Origin of the sequence: Corynebacterium sp. LK2590 (assembly GCF_040946105.1) — a bacterium.
Classification (GTDB): domain Bacteria; phylum Actinomycetota; class Actinomycetes; order Mycobacteriales; family Mycobacteriaceae; genus Corynebacterium.
Genome location: NZ_JAYWMH010000002.1, coordinates 372,852 through 390,905, shown reverse-complemented (window position 1 = coordinate 390,905; position 18,054 = coordinate 372,852). Strand labels below are relative to the sequence as shown.

Below are 18,054 nucleotides of genomic sequence, written 5' to 3'. Positions count from 1 at the left end.
GGCTCGGGCGCTATTCGGCGGACGGGGCGGCGGGCAGGTCGGCCGGGGAGGCCAGGTGGCCGGTCACGGCGGTGGCGGCGGCCACCAGCGGCGAAACGAGGTGGGTGCGCCCGCCGGGGCCCTGGCGGCCTTCGAAGTTGCGGTTGGAGGTGGACGCGGAGCGCTCGCCCGGCCGCAGCTGATCGGGGTTCATGCCCAGGCACATCGAGCAGCCCGCGGTGCGCCACTCCGCGCCGAAGTCGGCGAAGACGCGGTCGAGGCCCTCAGCCTCGGCCTGTTGCTTGACGACGGTCGAGGACGGCACGACCAGCATGCGGGTTCCGTCCGCAATGCGGCGGCCGCGCACGACGTCGGCGGCGGCGCGCAGGTCCTCGATGCGCGCGTTGGTGCACGAGCCCAGGAAGACGGTATCGATGGCGAGTTCGCGCAGCGGGGTGCCCGGTGTAAGGTCCATGTAGTCCAGGGCCTTCTCGGCGGCGGCGCGGGAGTTGTCGTCGCCGAAGTCCTCCGGGCTCGGCACATTTGCCCCCAGCGGCAGGCCCTGGCCCGGGTTGGTCCCCCAGGTCACGAACGGGGTCAGTTCAGAGGCGTCGATTTCGACGACGGTGTCGAACTCGGCGCCCTCGTCGGTCGGCAGGGTCTTCCAGTACTCGACGGCCGCGTCCCAGTCCGCGCCCTGCGGGGCAAACTCGCGCCCGCGGACGTACTCGAAGGTGGTCTCGTCGGGGGCGACCAGGCCCGCACGGGCGCCGGCCTCGATCGACATGTTGCAGATGGTCATGCGGGCTTCCATCGACATCGCGCGGATGGCCTCGCCGCGGTATTCGATGATGTGTCCCTGGCCGCCGCCGGTCCCGATCTTGGCGATGATCGCCAGAATGAGGTCCTTCGCGCTGACGCCTTCGGCCAGCTGGCCCTTGACCTCGATGGCCATGGTCTTGAACGGTTTCAGCGACAGCGTCTGGGTGGCCATGACGTGCTCGACCTCGGAAGTCCCGATGCCCATGGCAATGGAGCCGAAAGCGCCGTGGGTCGAGGTGTGCGAGTCGCCGCAGACGATGGTCATGCCCGGCTGGGTAATGCCCAGCTGCGGGCCGACCGTGTGGACGATGCCCTGTTGCTCGTCGCCCATCGAGTGCAGGCGGACGCCGAACTCCTCGCAGTTTTTCCGCAGAGTGGACACCTGGGTGCGCGAGGTCGTGTCGGCGATTTCGTTCAAGCCCCCGATCTTGATGCCCGTGGTGGGCACGTTGTGATCCTCGGTCGCCAGGTGCAGCTCTGGGTGGCGCAGGCTGCGGCCGTTGAGGCGCAGCCCCTCGAAGGCCTGCGGGCTGGTAACTTCGTGGAGGAGCTGGAAGTCAATGTAGATGAGGTCCGGTGCCCCATTCTCACCGCGGGTGACGACGTGGTCGCGCCAGATCTTTTCTGCCAAGGTCAGTTTTTGACTCATACTCTTCCTCCACACTTGAAATCTCAGAATTTGAGACGTAAATTTCAAAGTATGGGAGATTATAGCGCAGTTTCCGGGATCAAGGTACTGGACCGGGCCGTCGCCATCATGATGGCGGCCGCCAACCGGCCCTCGAGCCTCAACGACCTGTGCGAGACCACTGGTTTGCCGCGGGCTACGGCGCATCGTTTGGCAACGGCACTGGAAGCACACCGAATTTTAACCCGCACGGATGAGGGTAAATGGACGGCCGGCCCCGCCCTGCCGGGCAACCGCGACCGGCTACTCACCGCGGCCGGGCCGATCATGGATAAATTGCTCGAGCAAACCGGCGAATCGGTCCAGCTTTACGAGCTGACGGGAGCCACCCGCACCTGCATTGCCACCCGGGAGCCGGAGGCCGGCCTCCACAACGTCGTCCCGGTGGGACGCCAGCTGCCGCTTACCTCGGGGTCGGCGGCGCGCATCATCGCGGCGTTTACCCCCACCAGCGTTAGCGGCGCCTCCTTCAGCGAGGACGATATCGAGGCCGCCCGCCGCGACGGCATCTCCGAGTCCGTCGAGGAGCGCGAGGCCGGACTCTCGTCGGTTTCTGTGCCGGTCCTCGACCCGTCCGGCACGTTTATCGCCGCGCTGTCCGTCTCTGGATCGGCGCAGCGCTTCCGCCCGGACCCCACCGCTAAATTCGGCGAGCCCCTAAAAGACGCTGCCCGGAAGCTGGGCGCGCTGCTGTAGGCTACCGGGCGGGTTCGGCATCGTTAGCCGGGGCGTCCGGCTTGTGGCGCCAGCTGCGCGCGCCGGAGATGACCACCGGCAGGACCGAAACGCCCACGATGACCAGGACGATGGCGTCGATGCGGTCAGCAATCCCCGGGATGCCGCCCAGGAGGACGCCCACCATGGTCATGGTGACGATCCAAGCGACCGCGCCGAGGACGTTCCAACCCACGAATTTCTTATACGGCATGGCGGCCGTGCCTGCCGAGACCGGCACGTAGGTGCGCACGATGGGCACGAAGCGACCCAGCACCAACGCCAACGGCCCGTGCTTGCGGAAGAAGGCCTCGGCGCGCTCGAGGTACTCCGTCTTCAGGATCTTCGCATCCGGCTTGAACAGCCGGCGGCCGAAGGTATGCCCCAGCCAGAAGCCCACCTGGTCGCCCAGGAAGGCCGCCACCGTACCGACGAGCAGGATGAGCGGGACGCTCAGGCCCAAATCGTCACGGAGGATGGCGGCGGTGACCAAGAGGGAATCGCCGGGCAGGAACGGGAAGAGAACGCCCGATTCGATGAAGATGACCAGGCCCAGGCCCGCGAGCGCCTAGCCCCCAAAGTTCTGGAGCAAAACGCCCGCGTCCATAAGATCGCTAAGATGCACGGCGCATCCCTTCTGTGGCAGGAATAGATAGAACGTTTTAGTTTTACTCCCCTGCACCCCGCTCGACCAAGGCAGAGACGCCGTTGCGGGCAAGTCCCCAGAACATTCACAGCCAGCTGGCGGCAAAAGAAAAAGCCCAACCCGGGCTGGGTTGGGCTTTTAGGTTGTACCCCGTACGGGATTTGAACCCGTGTTACCGCCGTGAGAGGGCGGCGTCCTAGGCCGCTAGACGAACGGGGCCTAGCTTGTCCACAGCAGCGCACGCTGTGCGTTGCGGACTTGAATTACTCTAAACTATGCGCGAAACATCAACAAATCCGCAGCTAAAGACATAAAAATCCCAGTGCGGTAGTGACAGTTCCTTCTGTCCGGCCGGATGCGAATCGAATCAGTGGTTATTTCGCTTGCAGTCTGTCTGACTGTCAGTGGCCCGAAGGATCCTCGGCTACGCTGCACTGGGATTTCGTTTCTGCGTCGAGATTCATCCTCGTTTAGCTCCTGTACTTCGTGCAATAGTCGCGGTGGGAAGTTATGAATTATGGCAATGCCGCATCTTCACGAGCTACAAATCTTCGTTGCGCTTAAGACGGAAAGAAGCTTTCATCCAATCTCCTTTTCTTTCGGTGAACGTCTTGAGGCCTAGTATACGACCAGCTCAGAGGGGATGGAAGCGATTGGAGGAAAGTCCCGAAAATGGCGGGTGGTCCTACCCCACCGGGCCCGGCAACTTGAGCTTTCCCGGCGGTGGTCTGGGGTAGGTTAATACCACCCTGGAAACGAAGAAAAGGCAGCCAGTAGAAACTGACTGCCTTCATGATTTGTACCCCGTACGGGATTTGAACCCGTGTTACCGCCGTGAGAGGGCGGCGTCCTAGGCCGCTAGACGAACGGGGCATAGAACTGTGACTCCGGATTTTTAACCCTTTATCACTGCTGGCCTACCAGGACTCGAACCTAGAACGACGGTACCAGAAACCGCTGTGTTGCCAATTACACCATAGGCCAATTGTTGCCGTGCTTTTCGACTGGAAGATTATTTAATCTCTCGCAACCGCTCGCTGCAACGGTTAATAACTATAACCACCCTGGCGGCACACTAGCAAATCGCCTGGGTAGAGGCGGTTTTTAGCGCTATTTTAAGTGTGCCTACCGCGGATGAATTACAGCGTGTGGATTTAGGCTTACGCGCTCTCCCACGGGGTCTTGGCAAGGGCGGCCCGCAGACGGTTCAGCGTGGACTCCTTGCCGAGCAGCTCCATGGACTCGAACAGCGGCGGGGACACAGCAGCGCCGGAGACGGCCACGCGGAGAGCGCCGTAGGCCTTGCGCGGCTTGAGCCCCAGATCGTCGATGAGGGCCTTCGACAGGGCCGCCTCGATGGGCTCGGTGGTCCAGTCCTCGATGGGCTCCAGCGTCGCGATGGCGACCTCGAGCGGCTGGACGGCCTCCTCCTTGAGGTTCTTGCGGGCGGACTTCTCGTCGAGCTCTAGGTCCTCGTCGGCGGTGACGAGGAACTTGAGCAGGCCGTAGGCATCGGACAGCGTCTTGATGCGGGTCTGGACGAGGTCGGCAGCGAAGGCGAACTTCTCCGGGTCGTAGTCGGCCGGGAAGTCGGTGTACTCCGTCAGGTAGTTGCGCAGGCGGAAGGCGAATTCCTCCGGCTCCAGCAGGCGGATGTGGTCGGCGTTGATGGCCTCGAGCTTCTTCTGGTCAAAACGGGCTGGATTACCCAGCACGTCGGTCACGTCGAAGTTTTTGACCAGCTCGTACATGCCGAAGATGTCCTGGTCGGCGGACAGGGACCAGCCCAGCAAGGACAGGTAGTTGAGCATGCCCTCCGGGATGATGCCATTGTCGCGGTGGTTGAACAGGTTGGACTGCGGGTCGCGCTTGGACAGCTTCTTGTTGCCCTCCCCCATGACGAACGGCAGGTGGCCGAACTGCGGGGTGAACTCGGCAATGCCGATCTGCTTCAGGGCCTCGTAAAGGGCCAGCTGGCGCGGGGTCGAGGACAGAAGATCCTCGCCGCGAAGGACGTGGGTGATGCCCATCAGGGCATCGTCGACCGGGTTAACCAGCGTGTAGAGCGGCTCACCGTTGGAGCGGGCCACCACGTAGTCCGGCTGGGTCTCGGCCTTAAAGGTCATCTCGCCGCGGACCAGGTCGGTCCAGGACCAGTCCTGCTCCGGCATGCGCAGGCGCCAGACGGGCTTGCGGCCCTCGGCCTCGAAGGCATCGATCTGCTCCTGGGGGAGCTCGCGGTCGTAGTTGTCGTAGCCGAGCTTCGGGTCGCGGCCGGCGGCCTTGTGGCGCTCCTCGACCTCCTCGGCGGTGGAATAGGCCGGGTAGACCAGGCCGGCGTCCTTGAGCTTCTGCAGAACGTCGGCGTAGATGTCCTTACGCTGGGACTGGCGGTACGGCTCGTGCGGGCCGCCCACGTCGATGCCTTCGTCCCAGCCGAGCCCCAGCCAGGTCAGGGAGTCAATAATCGCCTGGTAGGACTCTTCGGAGTCGCGGGAGGCGTCCGTATCCTCAATACGGAAAATCAGTTTGCCACCGGTGTGGCGCGCATAGGCCCAGTTAAACAGGGCCGTGCGCACCATCCCCACGTGTGGGGTGCCGGTCGGCGACGGGCAGAATCGTACACGTACATCACTCATGCCCACCATCGTAGACGAGGCGCCGCCCGCCTTTTCGCTAAGCCTGCACGCCGAATCCGCTCACGTCCTATTCGCTTACCGGCGCGGGACCGATGAGCTGATTCCGCGGTCGCGCAGCCGGATGACTAAAATATTTTTTCATGCATGAAAACCGGCCATCGACCGCGCCCGACTTCCTCCTCTCGCGCGCCACGGGGTCCGTGCGCACCCAGGGCTGCGCGCAGTCCTACACGGACCCGTGGGAGGCGGCGCAGGCTCTGCGCGAGTCCCGCCACGAGATGGTGGTCGGGGCTATCCCCTTCAACGCGGATGAACCCGCCGCTCTGACGGTGCCGCGGTCCATCATCCGCGAGGACGGGCCCCTCGAGCCGCACGCCTACTACCGGCGCGGCCACCTCAACGCGGAGATCTCCGGGGTGGACCCGGAGCCGCAGGAGCACCTGCGCCGGGTCGAGGCCGCCGTATCCACCATCCAGAACTCCCGCCTGGAGAAGGTCGTTTTGGCCCGCGCCGTCGATATCGCGTTCGCGGAACCGGTCGACCCGCGGCTGGTCGCCGCGCGGCTTATCGATAATTCTTCCCACCGCGACGGCTTCATCGCGGATCTGACCCCGGCGGGCCGCACCGGCGCCATGCTGGTCGGTTCTTCCCCGGAGGTCCTCATCAAGAAGCAGGGCTCGACGGTTTCCGCCTTCCCCCTGGCCGGCTCCGCGGCCCGGCACGCCGATGCCGCCGCCGATGCCCGCGCCGCCGAGACCCTGCGCGGTTCTGCCAAGGACCAGGCCGAGCACGCCTTCGTGGTCGACCACCTGCGGCGCATCCTGGAGCCGCTGTGCTCGCACCTGGATTGCCCGGAGACCCCGCAGCTGCTGAGCACGACCGAGATGTGGCACCTGGGCACCCCGATTACCGGCACGCTGGCGGATTCTTCCACCAACGCGCTGGAACTGGCCCTGCGGGTGCACCCCACCCCGGCCATCTGCGGGACCCCGACGGCCGCGGCCGAAGCCCTCATCCACACCGCGGAGACTGACCGCGGCTTCTACGCCGGTGCGGTCGGCTGGTGCGACTCGTCCGGCGACGGCGAATACATGGTGGCTATTCGCTGCGCCGAGGTCGCCGGCGACGGCTTGAGCGCGCGGGCCTGGGCCGGCGGGGGCATCGTCGCGGACTCGGACCCCGAGACAGAGCTGGAAGAAACCACGGCTAAGCTGCGCACCATCCTGGCCACGCTGGGCCTCTAGAAGGACTCCTCCGCGGGCCGCTGGGCGATGAGCACCACGTCCTCGTGGTGGTGCGCGCCCGCGCCGTGGCTGACGTTGCGCGGGCGGGACTCGAAGCTTAAGACCTCGAGCGCGGACAGACGGTCACGGACCCACGCCGGCATGGCCACGCCTTCGCCCTCGGCATAGTGGTGGACAAAGAGCAGGTAGCCGCCCGGGGCGACCGCGTCTTCGAGCGCGTGGAGGGTCTCCGCTTCGGCGGGCAGGGTGCTGTAGTGGCAGCTGACCAAGTCGAAGGTCTCCCCGCGCGCGGAAAAATCGCGGAAATCGATGGCCTCTAGCTGGACGCGGGCGGCGACGTCGGGGACCTGTTCGGCTAGGAGTTGCTGGCTGCGTTCGATGGCCACGTCGACTAAGTCGATGCCCACCACGTGCCAGCCGCGGCTGGCCAGGTAGACGACGTCGGCGCCCTCCCCGCAGCCGATATCGAGGGCGGTGCCCGCCGGCGGCGCGGGGGCATCGCTAACAAAGCTCACCAACGCCGCATTCGGGTTACCCGACCAGACCCGATCGGATTCCTGGTAGACCGCGGCGAAATGCTCGCGGCTGTGCGGGCCATGGGGTCGGGCGGGGCTGTCGTCGTGCTGCATGCCCCCAGCCTACCGACGGCGGAACGACGCGGTTTTAAGCGCGCGCGATGGGGTTGGACAGCGAGCCGATGCCCGGGATCTCGATCTCGATGTGATCGCCCGGCGTCATCGGGGCGGTGCCGGCCGGCGAGCCGGTGGTGATGACGTCGCCCGGCAGCAGGGTCATCGAGGCGGAGATCTCTTCCAGGATGCCGCCCATCTTGACGATCATCTGGTTGGTGTTCGAGTCCTGCTTCTGCTCCCGCTGGCCCTCGTGGGTCAGGTAGGCGTTGATCTTGGTGTTGTCCAGATCCAGCGTGTCCAGGTCGGTCTCGATCCACGGCCCCAGCGGGCAGAAGGTGTCAATACCCTTGGCGCGGGCCCACTGGCCGTCGGAGAACTGCAGGTCGCGGGAGGAGACGTCGTTGCAGATGGTGTAGCCCAGCACGTGGTCGCGCCAGTTCTCGGCCTTAATATTCTTCGACGGCTTGGAGATGACCACGGCCAGCTCGCCCTCGAATTCCACGCGGGTGGCGAAATCCGGGATCTTGATGGGGTTGTCCGGGCCGATGACGGCGGTCGACGGCTTAACGAAGATCGTCGGCGGCAGGTGCTCCGCGGACTCCTTGAAGACCTCGGCCACGTGGTCCGCGTAGTTGCGGCCCAAGGCGACCACCTTGGTCGGCAGCGTCGGGGCCAACAGGCGCACCTCGTCGAGCTTCCACTCCCGGCCGGTCGGCTTCGGGGTGGTAAACGGGGTGTCCGCGATTTCCTTCGCGACGAGTTCGTCCTCGCCCTCGATGATGGCGAAACAGATTCCTTCTGGGTGTGCAATTCGTCCTAAACGCATGACGCATAGTGTACTCATGGACGCCTTTGCAACTTTGTTAATCCCCCCTGTTAGGTTCCTTTGATCTGCACGCCGCGCTGGATCTCTTTGAGTGTGTCCGCCCGCATGCCGCTGACAATCGCCAGGTAGAGCTCGGCGCAGGCGAGGGCATCGCCCAGCGCGTTGTGGCTGCCGTAGGCCGGCAAACCGTAGCGCGCACGCACGTTTGCTAAGCGCAAGTCCTCCCCACGCGGGTAGGTGCCCATGCGCTCCATGTGGCGGCGCTCGAGCCCGAAGGTGTCTACTACCTCCAGGTGCGGCACGCGGCCGCGGTGACGCCGTGCCGCCGCGTTTAAGAAACCGACCTCGAGTCCGGCGAAGTGCGCGAGCATCGCCCGCCCTCGCAGGGCAGCAAAGAGGCTCTCCAGGACGTCGTCTTCGGCCTCGCCGGCGGCCAGGGCGTCGTCGGTAAGCAGGTGGATGGTGGCCGACTGCCCCACCGATGCCCCGCGCACGACGTGGTAGCCGGCGCCGGCCAAGTCGATGACCTGACCGCGCACCGGCACCCAGCCGACCGAGACGATCCGGTCGCGGCGCGGATCCAGCCCGGTGGTCTCCATGTCCACGGCCAGCAACTCCAGCTCATCCAGCGGCGTGGACCGGGCGGGCGCCTCCAAATCCAGGCGGGAACGGCGAAAGAGCGCCATGCTGGGATACCTCCTTGTCTTCTCGCGCGCGGGCTAGATATTGCGGACGGGATACTTGGTGGCCAGCGCGTTTTGCTGGCTCTTGATGATCTGGAAGGCATCGCGCAGGTGCTCGCGCTGGTTGCGGCTGAGCTCCTTCGGCGACAGGTAGTAGTCCGTGGCCTCCCCACGGGCGTGCTGGGCGGCCTGGTGCGCCAGGGTGATGCTGGTCAGGTAGTCGAAGGCGTCGCGCAGATCGGCCGCGCCCTGCTGGCTGACGCTCTGGCCGGCGGCATCGGCCAGCCGGCTGCGGGTATCCACGGCCCGGCTGCCGGAGACCAGCGCGTACAGCCGGGCCATCTGGACCACGGCGGCGAGCCCACCTTTCTTCACGTCGAGGGTGTGCGCGTAGTCGCCGGAGCGATCCACCACGAAGCCTTTGAAAAAGGTCAGCGGTGGCTCACGGCGGGCGGCCAGGCTGGCCAGGTGCGCGTGCGTGCGGCGGGAGGCCTGCCCGGCGGCCACGGCCCCGCGGTGCACCCCGGCGGCTAGCTCGGTACTGCCCGCCACCGCCCGCAGGTCGAAAAAGACCTGGGCGTGCAGGAGGGCCTCCGGCTGCGGGGCCTGGACCCAGCGGCGGAACGTCGCCTCCCAGGAGCTCACCGACATTCGCCACTCGGGATTGCTCGCCATCATGTCACCCGGGCACAGCAGCTGCCCGGCCGCGGCGAGACCCTGGCAGACGAGCTCGGAGAACTGCGCGAAGTACTGGCCGTGGCGGGACTCGTCGTAGTCGTCGGCCACAACCAGCGCGTTGTCCTGGTCGGAGGCGAAGCCGACCTCGCGGCGGCCCTGGGAGCCGACGGCGACGAACGCGTACTCCACCGGCGGGGCCCCGAGCTCGCGCTCGGCTAGGGTGCACAGGCGCCTAGCCAGCGCGTCCGCGCCCAGGGTCAGCACCCCGGCGGTCTCCTCCGGGGAGGCGTTGCGCCGCACGTAGCGGGCGGCTAGCTGGCGCGAGTGTGCGAAGGCGTCGGCCAGCTCTTCGCCCGTCTCGCAGCGGTGGAAATCCGCGGCGACGTAGAGCGGGTCCTCCTGCAGCGTGCGCGCGATATCCGCCTGCAGCAGGACCGCCACCACCTTCCGACCGTCGACCACGGGCACGTGGTGGATGGACTTTTCTGCCATGACCAGCAGGGCCTCCATGACGAGGCTGTCGGGGCGCACCGTGGCCACCGGCGCGGTCATCACCGCCGAAAGCGGCTGGGCCGGGTCCACGCCGGCCGCCACCACGCGGGCGCGCAGGTCGCGGTCGGTGACGATCCCGTGCGCGCTGCCGTCGGCGGGATCGGTGACCACCAGGCAGGAGACGTTGTGCTCGGTCATGCGGCGGGCGGCAGCGGCGATGCCCTCCTCGGCCGCGGCGGTCACCGGCTCCTGCAGCGGCAGGTCGGTCACGCGCTGGCGCAGGATCTCGGCGTGCTCGGTGTCGGTGAGCTTCTCGGCCTCCGCCCGGATGCGGCGCGACTGGGAGGAAAAATAGCGGTCCACGTCGGGGTGGCGCTGCGCCAGTTCGCTAAAGTCCGCGCGTGGCAGGGCCAGCACCAGGCTGTCTTCGACCGCCTCCATGCGGTAGCGCGGGGAGTTTTCTCCCACCAGCGTAGAATAGCCGAAGCACTGGCCGGCGTCGCGTCGGTCCAAAAGCACCCCGTCGGCGTCCATGATGTCGACGGCGCCGGAGCGGATGACGTAGAGAAAATCGTTGGGCCCGCCCGGCTCCACGAAGACCTCGCCGCGGCGGGCGTAGCGCATGGTCAGGCTGGTGGGCAGGGCGTCGAGCTCCCCGCCCGGCAGGCGGGCGAAGGGCTCGTGGGCGGCTAGGAAGGTGCGGACCTCAGTAATCTCCACGCTCATGTGAGCTAGGTTACTGGTATGAGACGAACCAGGGGCGCGGTTCTATGTCATAAGTCTGCTCGGGGGTGAAAGTGGGTGTGTCCTCGTCGATGAAGTTCTTCCACGCCATGAAGTAATCGTCGCTCAAGCCCTGCTGCATGGTGTTCCAGGTATCGAACTTCTGGTCCGGGCCGCCGTGGCCGTCGGCGTGCAGGATGAAGGACAACTCCGGGTGATCCGTGTTGATGGTCTCGCGGTCGCGGATCATCTGCAGCTGGAACTGGTGGACGATAAGGCCCTTCTGCGGCAGCTCGTTGTCGCGGGCCAGCTCGGCCAGCCAGTCGCCGACCTCGGTGATTTCGTGGGCCTCAACGTGGCCGACGCGCCCCATGGGCTGCTCGTCCGGGCCGATCTTCCACTCCGGATCCAGGGCCAGCCCGACGTTCGGGCGCTTGAGCAGGTCCTCGTAGAGCTTCGCCTGGTCCAGCAGGTTCGCCCGTCCCGGCTGCAGGTCCAGGAAGGCATACCCGCCGGCCTCGGTGATGGCGTCGATATACGGGATGAGCTCTTCCGGGTCCGCCTCGTTGGAAAAATCGCCGTCCGGGCCCGGTTCCGAGGAGGCCACCGTCGCGATGATCTCGAAGGCGGGCATGACCGGGTAGTCGGTGTGCGGCTGGTATTCGTGGACCAGCTTTTGCACGCGGTCGACGGCCTCTGCCGGGGGCTGCTCCCCCATCAGCCCCAGCGCCCCACCGGACGGGTGACCGTAGAGGGCCACCATGCGGCGGCCCGGGAAGAGCAGCCCGCCGCCGCCCGGCAGCTCGCCGGCGGCCGCCAGCTCGGCGCTGGCATCGAATTCGTCCTGGGAGTCGAAGTCCTTGCCCAGGCCGACGACGGCGCCGTCCTCGAGTGCCTGCATGGATTCGCTGGTCGCGCGCGGGTCGGCCACCGGCACGCCCAGCACGTCGGCCCCGGCCGAGCGGGCCGTCGCCGCCAGCGCGGAGGCCCCGGCGTCCTCGGCGGTCTGGGCCGAGATTAGCGCGGCGGCCGGCACGTCGTAGTCGCTATCCAGGCCCGCGATGCGCTTTAACTCACCGAAGGGGTCCTGCGCGTCCGCCGCCTGGGTCTCAAAGTCCTCGGTGACCTCGATCGAGACTCCCTCGCCCAGGTCCTCTTCCGACAACCCGGCACCGTAGTCGTGGACGGTCTCCGCCCCGAGGCGCTGGATCTCCTCGGCGACAGCGGCCGCGTCCGAGCCCTCGCCACGCACGACGAGCATGGGGGCGCCGGCGGCCACGGCGGCATCGGCGGCGCTGGCCTGGGCGTTGCGGTCTTCGCCGGCGACGAAGACCTCGGCGGCCGAGTCGAAGAAGGCCTGCGTGGTGGCCACGCCGTTACCGGTCTCGTCCGCGACGAGCTCGCGGGAATCGGCCGCCAGTTCCTTCGCGCCCTCGGGCCCGTGCGTGCCGCCTTCCGAGCCGGAGGATCCGTCGCCGCCGGCGCAGGAGGCCAGCCCCAGCGCGGTCGCGGCGACGATGAGCGCTGCCGCCGCCCGCGGGGTGCGGCGGGAGCGTGGGGACAAAGAATTCAGTGCCTTGGTAGCCATCGTGATCATCTTACAAGCCGGCCGGGCTTGGTATGCAGTTTCCTGCATTCTTAATTCCTCGCCCAGCCTGCGGTTCGGTTAACCCGCGGGTTTAGCCAGCGCACACGGCTCGGGCCAGGCGGTCACCGACCTCGGTGGTCACGATGGGGGCACCCGTGCGCGCAGCGACATCGGCGGCCACGGCCTTCTCGATGCGCTCGGCGTTGGCCTCGTCGCCCAGGTGGCGCAGCAGGAGCGCAGCCGAGAGGATGGCCGCGGTCGGGTCGGCCACGCCCTGACCGGCGATATCCGGCGCGGAGCCGTGGACCGGCTCGAACATCGAGGGGTTTACCCGGGAGGCGTCGATGTTGCCGGAGGCCGCCAGGCCGATGCCGCCGGTAACCGCGCCGGCCAAGTCCGTCAGGATGTCGCCAAAGAGGTTGTCGGTGACGATAACGTCGTAGCGGCCCGGATCGGTGACCAGGTAGATGGTGGCCGCGTCGACGTGGTTGTAGTCGACCGTGACGTCCGGGTATTCGCGAGCCACCTCGTCGACGGTGCGCTGCCAGAGGCCGCCGGCGTTGACCAAGACGTTGGTCTTGTGAACCAGGGTCAGGTGCCCGCGGCGAGCCTGGGCGCGGGCGAAGGCGTCGCGCACCACCCGCTCAACGCCGAAGCGGGTGTTCTGGGAGACCTCGGAGGCCACCTCGTGCGGGGTGTTCTCGCGCAGGGTGCCGCCGTTGCCGCAGTAGAGGCCCTCGGTACCCTCGCGCACGACCACCAGGTCGATGTCGCCCGGGTTAGCCAGCGGGCTGCTGGCCGCGTCGGCACGAGCCGTAAACGGGCGCAGGTTGACGTGGTGATCGAGGGCGAAGCGCAGCTTGAGCAGCAATCCCCGCTCCAGCACGCCGGGCGCCACCCGGGCCGGGTCGCCGATAGCACCCAGCAGGATGGCATCGTGCTCGCGCAGGGCCGCCAGGTCGTCCTCGGTCAACAGCTCGCCGGAGCGCACATAACGGGAGGCACCCAGGTCGAAGTCGGTGGCCTCGATGTCCGAGCGCACAGCCTTCAGCACCTTGAGGGCCTCCGCCGTAACCTCGGGGCCGATTCCGTCGCCGCCAATAACCGCAAGTTTCATATACTGAGACTCCTATTCCGCATAATGGACTTTGACTCAGTGTAGCAAACCCCGGCGGCTAGGCGGCCATTTTTGTGCGCCGGCCGGATTCGGCCCTTCTTGCGGAGGCCTCCTTTTGGCCCGTAGGCCTCCTCTTGGCGCTTAGGCCTCCTTCTCTCGCCTAGGCGTCCTTTGACGCCTAGGCGTCGAAGTTCAGCTGCAGGCAGGTGGCACCCAGCTTGTTGCAGATCTCCTCGGTCAGCTCGCTGGAGACCGGGTTGTCCACGCGCAGGATGAGTACGGCGTCGTCGGCCACCTTGCCCTGGGTCAGCGCGGCGGCCTCGATGTTGATGCGGGCCCCGCCCAGCACCGTGCCGACCGTGCCGAGCGCGCCCGGAGCATCCGCGTAGCGGAAGAACAGGTTCCGGCCCTGGGCCCGCATGTCGACGCCGCGGCCATCGATGCGCACGATCTTCTCTACGCCGTCGATGCCGGTGCGCGCGCCCTCCAGCACGGAGACCTCACCGTTGGAGCCGATGACCTTGACGCGCAGCACGGAGCTGTGGCCCTGGGCGACCTCGCCGGTGCCGACCTGCACGTCGACGCCGCGGCTCTCGGCAATCTGCATAGCGTTGACGAAGGTGACCGGCTCGTCCACCACGCCGCTAAACAGGCCGCGCACGGCGGACAGCCCCAGCACATCCGGGTCTTCGTTGGCCAGCTCGCCGCAGGCCTGGACCTCGATGGCCACCGCCGGGGAATCCAGCAGCTTGCCGGCCGCCAGGCCAACCTTGCGGGCCAGCTCCAGCCACAGGGCGACCTCCTCGCCCACGCGCCCGCCCGAGACGTTGACCGCGTCCGGGACGAATTCGCCGGCCAGCGCCTTGAGGACCGACGCCGCCACGTCCGTGCCCGCGCGGTCCTGGGCTTCCACCGTGGAAGCGCCCAGGTGCGGGGAGACGGTGACCGCGTCCAGTTCGAACAGCGGCGAATCGGTGCACGGCTCGGAGGCATAGACGTCGAAGCCGGCGCCGCGGTGGCGGCCCGAGCGGATGGATTCGGCCAGCGCGGCCTCGTCGACCAGCCCGCCGCGAGCGGCGTTGATCAGGATCTGGCCGGGCTTCGCCTTGGCCAGCAGCTCGGCGTCGAACATCCCGGCGGTCTCCGGGGTCTTCGGCAGGTGGATGGTCACGAAATCGGAACGCTCCATCAGCTCGTCGAGCTCCACCAGCTCGACCCCGAGGGAACCGGCGCGAGCCGGGTTGGCGTACGGGTCGTAGGCCAACAGGGTGGTCTCGAAGGCCTTCAGGCGCTGGGCGAAGAGCTGGCCGATGTGGCCGAAGCCGACGATGCCGACGGTCTTGCCGTAGACCTCCACGCCCTTGAACTCGGAGCGCGCCCAGCGCCCCTCGCGCAGACTGCGGTCGGCGGCAGGCACCTGGCGGGCGGTGGCCAGCAGCAGGGCGATGGCCTGCTCGCAGGCGGAGTGGATGTTCGAGGTCGGCGCGTTGACCACCATGACGCCACGCTCGGTGGCCGCGTCGATGTCGACGTTGTCGAGGCCGACGCCGGCGCGGCCGACGATCTTCAGGTTGGTCGCGGCGGCGAGCACCTCCGCGTCAACGGTGGTCGCGGAGCGCACCAAGAGGGCATCGGCAGCCGGGACGGCCGCCAGCAGCTCGGCCCGGTTCGGGCCGTCAACCCACTTGACCTCCACGGACTCACCAAGCGCGTCGACGGTGGACTGGGCAAGCTTGTCGGCTATCACTACAAGGGGCTTGGTCATTGAAGGCTCCTGGGGTTGTTGTCTTTTAGAAAGAGGGATCCGGCTGGCCTTCTGTAGTACCCTGGCTATGCAGCGGGAACGCCACTGGCAGGGCGCGGTTCCGACCAGCCTTCCCTAATTCTATCGGCTAACAGTTTTTCATCCCCGAATTCGGGGCCAAGAGCCACCAACGGGCCGTCTTCCATCCCCTCGACCATGGCCTGCGAAACCTTGGACTCCCGCGGGTCGGCCGTGGGCATCATCCGCACGCCCGCGCCATAGGATCGGGCGTTAGCTACCGATGCCACCGAGGCCGCCTCCGTGGCCACCACAATGGGCGCCATGTCCGCGTCGCGCCGCGACTGGGCCGGCAGCGGCACAGCCTCCTCGTCCTCGAGCCGCTCGAGCGGCTCCCAGGCCGCCTTCAGCTCCGTGCGGGTCCGCCCGTCCAGGTGCGCCACCGCGCGCGCCATGTTCTCCCGGTTGGCCACCACCTTGCTCTCAAACTGGAAGGCGGTGATCTGCCCCAGCGCCCAGGTGGTGCCCGGGTCCTGGATGAGGCGCACGGAGCCGGCCGAGGCCGTCATCGGCACCTGGCCGACCATCAGCGCCCGGTCCACGCCGAGCCGGGCCATCTCGGTATAGATATCGTTGCGGATGGACTCGTCGTAGACCAGCATGGGCGCGCGCTGGGACACCGCGATGGACGCCGCGCGCAGCTTAGAAGAATCCCGTTGATCGCTGATGACCAGGGTCGGCGACTCCGGGAAGAAATACCGGAGCGTTTCCAACCCGTACGGGTCCTCGAAGACGTGGAAGTGCCCCTTGAACTCCTCCTTGACCATACGGTTGCGGTTTTCGGCCGCCGCGTCGTCTAAGTTGATGTCGGATTCGGCCGGGGTCACCGAATCCGTGAGCACCGCCGTCGGCTGGTGGAGCACGTCGTGGCAGCCAGAAAGCGTCAGGCACAGCGCCACCGACGCGACATGGGCGGCGACGACTGCAGTGCGGGTGCGAACACCTTTAACGAACAAAGGCTTGCGGTCCTTCTTCTCCGGCAGTCAGATCGGCCTCATCCACGTCCCGACGCACCGGCTTGCCCATGGCGTATTCGATCATCGCCACCAGGCGCTGGCGGCGATCCCGCAGGAAACCGTCGAAATCGGCGGCCCACAGGTACTCCGGGTCGAGCTCGTGGCTGGCCAAAACGGCTGCGAACTCGTGGTCTTCCATTAAAGACTTGGATTGTACTCGGGGCAGGTAGCGCGCGGGCGAATAGCCGTCCAGAACCACCTCGGTGCGCTTGCCCATGGGCGCACGGTTGAGCACGGAGGCCGCCAGGGAGGCCGGCACCGCGTGCTTTTTCGCCCAGGCCAGGGGGAAAACCGGCTCGAAGCCCGGCTGCAGGTCCCCGATGGTCCCCCGGTTGAAAGGCTGGGCGGTGCGCCAGTCCCGCGCTCCCCTGCCCATGAGCAGAGCGTAGATGGCATGGAAGACCCCATCGTCCGGGCCGGCGGACAGCAGGCGGGACTCGCTAAACTGCGCGTCGCGCACCGTCTTCGGCGCCCGGTCGGTCTTACCCTCGACCCAGGCGGTGACCTCGTCGACGTCCCGGGCCGAGCGCAGCTTGACCGCCGAGGAGCCGTAGAGCTCCCCGAACACCCCGCACCAGAACCACTGGTTGAGCTTGTCCCAGGCCGCCTGGGCGCTCAAGACCCGGCCGTGCTCGCCGCGGGCCTCGGAAAGCTGGGCCAGAATCACCGCCAGGGGAACGATCTGGGCGCTATAGGGCACCTGCGCCAGCTCGAAGATGCACCGCTGCGATAGGAACTCGGCGACCTCCCGGAAGGTAATCCGCAGCGTCTCCGTGGCCTTTCGGTAGTCGGCCAGGCGCAGGTTCAGAATGTCCTCGCGCTGCCCGCGCGCGGGACCGCGGGAGCCGGTCACCAGCAAGGAGACCGCCGACAGGAACTGCGTACGGCCGATGCCGTCCAGCGCCGGGTAGTCCCGCAGCACCCGCTCAGTTTCCTCCCAGTCGCGGGCCAGCTGGAAGTCCGGGTCCTCGGCGGCGAAAACCGCGGTGAGCAGGTCGAAGACGTCCATCTGCAGGCCCGCGGCGTTGGCCTGGGCGAAAATTGAGCCCACGCCCGCCCGCGCCGTGTGGCGGGCCAGCCGGATAATCGGCGTGTTGTACCCGGTCAGCGGGGCCATCACCCGATGCTGGAAGGCTGCCAGCAGCGCCCGGTCGCCGTCGCCGGCCTGAGCGGCCATGTCGAAAAGCAGCGCGGGGCCCTCCTCCCCCAGCAACGCGGCGACCGGCAGGCAAAGGTTCGCCACCTGCTGGCTGCGCTCGTGCAGGTTGCTCTCGATGTCGGGACCGAAATGGGAGCGCACTGCCCCGGCCTGGTTGACGGCGAAAACCGCCTCGTCGGGCAGGAGGTCCCCGCGCACGGCGCTGCGCACGTCAACGAAGAAGCTGCGGGTAATCTTCTTGGAGCGAAAATCGGTGGTCTCCACCTCCCCCGAGCCCCGGAAGCAGTGGTAGAGGCTGGTCAGGCGCTGCTGGCCGTCCAGCAGCAACATGCCGGGGGCGTTGTCGGTGGCCGGCGCGCCGCTAATCCGGCGCGGGCGGAAGCGCTGCGGCTCGTTGCGCGTATCCAGGGCCATCATCGCCCCCATGGGATAGCCGCGCAGGACGGTCACGATGAGCGAGCGGATGCGGTCTTCGTCCCAGGCATAGGATCGCTGAAAATCGGGCAGCTGGATATCCCCGCGATCGATGCGGGCGAACAGGTCGGGCAGGTCATAGCTTGGCGTGGTGAAACCCATGCCGCCTAGC

The 18,054-nt window shown here is 67.2% G+C and carries 14 protein-coding genes and 3 tRNA genes; 2 read left to right on the top strand and 15 right to left on the bottom strand.

Going from position 1 to position 18,054, the window contains the following annotated elements; all coding sequences use genetic code 11:
* Positions 1-10: 10 nt before the first annotated feature.
* Positions 11-1,450 (bottom strand): 3-isopropylmalate dehydratase large subunit, encoded by a 1,440-nt coding sequence (gene leuC, locus VVR85_RS04440; RefSeq protein WP_368519737.1) that lies wholly within the window; start codon positions 1,448-1,450, stop codon positions 11-13.
* A 51-nt stretch (positions 1,451-1,501) separates the two neighbouring features.
* Here leuC and VVR85_RS04435 point away from each other — a divergent pair, with 51 nt between their 5' ends.
* On the top strand, positions 1,502-2,185 hold the full coding sequence (locus VVR85_RS04435; RefSeq protein ID WP_368519736.1) for an IclR family transcriptional regulator: 684 nt from the start codon (positions 1,502-1,504) through the stop codon (positions 2,183-2,185).
* Between the two features lies 1 nt (position 2,186).
* On the opposite strand, the gene VVR85_RS04430 is transcribed toward VVR85_RS04435, so the two are convergent.
* From VVR85_RS04430 to gltX, 5 genes are all read right to left on the bottom strand, one after another.
* Positions 2,187-2,759 carry a DedA family protein gene (locus VVR85_RS04430; protein ID WP_368519802.1) on the bottom strand — a complete coding sequence of 191 codons (573 nt, stop codon included), beginning with the start codon at positions 2,757-2,759 and terminating at the stop codon, positions 2,187-2,189.
* 236 nt (positions 2,760-2,995) lie between these two features.
* Positions 2,996-3,068 (bottom strand) — tRNA-Glu (locus tag VVR85_RS04425).
* A 581-nt stretch (positions 3,069-3,649) separates the two neighbouring features.
* Positions 3,650-3,722: transfer RNA gene (locus VVR85_RS04420), tRNA-Glu, on the bottom strand.
* A gap of 39 nt (positions 3,723-3,761) precedes the next feature.
* Positions 3,762-3,833: transfer RNA gene (locus VVR85_RS04415), tRNA-Gln, on the bottom strand.
* A gap of 176 nt (positions 3,834-4,009) precedes the next feature.
* Positions 4,010-5,497: a glutamate--tRNA ligase gene (gltX, locus tag VVR85_RS04410; RefSeq protein WP_368519735.1), complete on the bottom strand. Its 1,488-nt coding sequence runs from the start codon at positions 5,495-5,497 to the stop codon at positions 4,010-4,012.
* Between the two features lie 131 nt (positions 5,498-5,628).
* On the opposite strand from gltX, the gene VVR85_RS04405 reads away from it, so the two are divergent.
* The gene (locus VVR85_RS04405) at positions 5,629-6,732 is read left to right on the top strand and encodes an isochorismate synthase MenF (RefSeq protein ID WP_368519734.1); all 1,104 of its coding nucleotides are present in this window, start codon (positions 5,629-5,631) and stop codon (positions 6,730-6,732) included.
* Here the strand turns inward: VVR85_RS04405 and VVR85_RS04400 are convergent.
* The 9 genes from VVR85_RS04400 to VVR85_RS04360 form a co-directional block, all read right to left on the bottom strand.
* Positions 6,729-7,361, bottom strand: coding sequence for a class I SAM-dependent methyltransferase (locus VVR85_RS04400; RefSeq protein WP_368519733.1), 633 nt, complete (start codon positions 7,359-7,361; stop codon positions 6,729-6,731). The two genes, VVR85_RS04405 and VVR85_RS04400, sit on opposite strands and share 4 nt — an antisense overlap.
* A 34-nt stretch (positions 7,362-7,395) precedes the next feature.
* Entirely contained in the window at positions 7,396-8,190 is a 795-nt protein-coding gene (locus VVR85_RS04395; protein ID WP_368519732.1) for a fumarylacetoacetate hydrolase family protein, read from the bottom strand.
* A gap of 50 nt (positions 8,191-8,240) precedes the next feature.
* Positions 8,241-8,876 (bottom strand): exonuclease domain-containing protein, encoded by a 636-nt coding sequence (locus VVR85_RS04390; protein WP_368519731.1) that lies wholly within the window; start codon positions 8,874-8,876, stop codon positions 8,241-8,243.
* Between the two features lie 33 nt (positions 8,877-8,909).
* Positions 8,910-10,769, bottom strand: a complete 1,860-nt coding sequence (locus tag VVR85_RS04385) for a DUF294 nucleotidyltransferase-like domain-containing protein (protein WP_368519730.1) — start codon at positions 10,767-10,769, stop codon at positions 8,910-8,912.
* A gap of 10 nt (positions 10,770-10,779) precedes the next feature.
* On the bottom strand, positions 10,780-12,354 hold the full coding sequence (locus tag VVR85_RS04380) for a cell wall-binding repeat-containing protein (RefSeq protein WP_368519729.1): 1,575 nt from the start codon (positions 12,352-12,354) through the stop codon (positions 10,780-10,782).
* 91 nt (positions 12,355-12,445) lie between these two features.
* Complete coding sequence (locus VVR85_RS04375) at positions 12,446-13,471, bottom strand: 3-isopropylmalate dehydrogenase (protein ID WP_368519728.1); 1,026 nt, start codon at positions 13,469-13,471, stop codon at positions 12,446-12,448.
* Positions 13,472-13,649: 178 nt separating this feature from the next.
* Complete coding sequence (gene serA / locus VVR85_RS04370; protein WP_368519727.1) at positions 13,650-15,236, bottom strand: phosphoglycerate dehydrogenase; 1,587 nt, start codon at positions 15,234-15,236, stop codon at positions 13,650-13,652.
* A 65-nt stretch (positions 15,237-15,301) separates the two neighbouring features.
* Positions 15,302-16,249, bottom strand: a complete 948-nt coding sequence (locus VVR85_RS04365; RefSeq protein WP_368519726.1) for a hypothetical protein — start codon at positions 16,247-16,249, stop codon at positions 15,302-15,304.
* Complete coding sequence (locus VVR85_RS04360; RefSeq protein ID WP_368519725.1) at positions 16,239-18,044, bottom strand: DUF262 domain-containing protein; 1,806 nt, start codon at positions 18,042-18,044, stop codon at positions 16,239-16,241. The genes VVR85_RS04365 and VVR85_RS04360 overlap by 11 nt, the downstream gene beginning before the upstream one ends.
* Positions 18,045-18,054: the final 10 nt, after the last annotated feature.

Excerpts from the sequence above, each read along its gene's own strand:
- leuC (WP_368519737.1), bottom strand. The coding sequence starts at position 1,450 with ATGAGTCAAAAACTGACCTTGGCAGAAAAGATCTGGCGCGACCACGTC.
- VVR85_RS04435 (WP_368519736.1), top strand. The coding sequence starts at position 1,502 with ATGGGAGATTATAGCGCAGTTTCCGGGATCAAGGTACTGGACCGGGCC.
- gltX (WP_368519735.1), bottom strand. The coding sequence starts at position 5,497 with ATGGTGGGCATGAGTGATGTACGTGTACGATTCTGCCCGTCGCCGACC.
- VVR85_RS04405 (WP_368519734.1), top strand. The coding sequence starts at position 5,629 with ATGCATGAAAACCGGCCATCGACCGCGCCCGACTTCCTCCTCTCGCGC.
- VVR85_RS04400 (WP_368519733.1), bottom strand. The coding sequence starts at position 7,361 with ATGCAGCACGACGACAGCCCCGCCCGACCCCATGGCCCGCACAGCCGC.
- VVR85_RS04395 (WP_368519732.1), bottom strand. The coding sequence starts at position 8,190 with ATGCGTTTAGGACGAATTGCACACCCAGAAGGAATCTGTTTCGCCATC.
- VVR85_RS04390 (WP_368519731.1), bottom strand. The coding sequence starts at position 8,876 with ATGGCGCTCTTTCGCCGTTCCCGCCTGGATTTGGAGGCGCCCGCCCGG.
- VVR85_RS04385 (WP_368519730.1), bottom strand. The coding sequence starts at position 10,769 with ATGAGCGTGGAGATTACTGAGGTCCGCACCTTCCTAGCCGCCCACGAG.
- VVR85_RS04380 (WP_368519729.1), bottom strand. The coding sequence starts at position 12,354 with ATGGCTACCAAGGCACTGAATTCTTTGTCCCCACGCTCCCGCCGCACC.
- VVR85_RS04375 (WP_368519728.1), bottom strand. The coding sequence starts at position 13,471 with ATGAAACTTGCGGTTATTGGCGGCGACGGAATCGGCCCCGAGGTTACG.
- serA (WP_368519727.1), bottom strand. The coding sequence starts at position 15,236 with ATGACCAAGCCCCTTGTAGTGATAGCCGACAAGCTTGCCCAGTCCACC.
- VVR85_RS04360 (WP_368519725.1), bottom strand. The coding sequence starts at position 18,044 with ATGGGTTTCACCACGCCAAGCTATGACCTGCCCGACCTGTTCGCCCGC.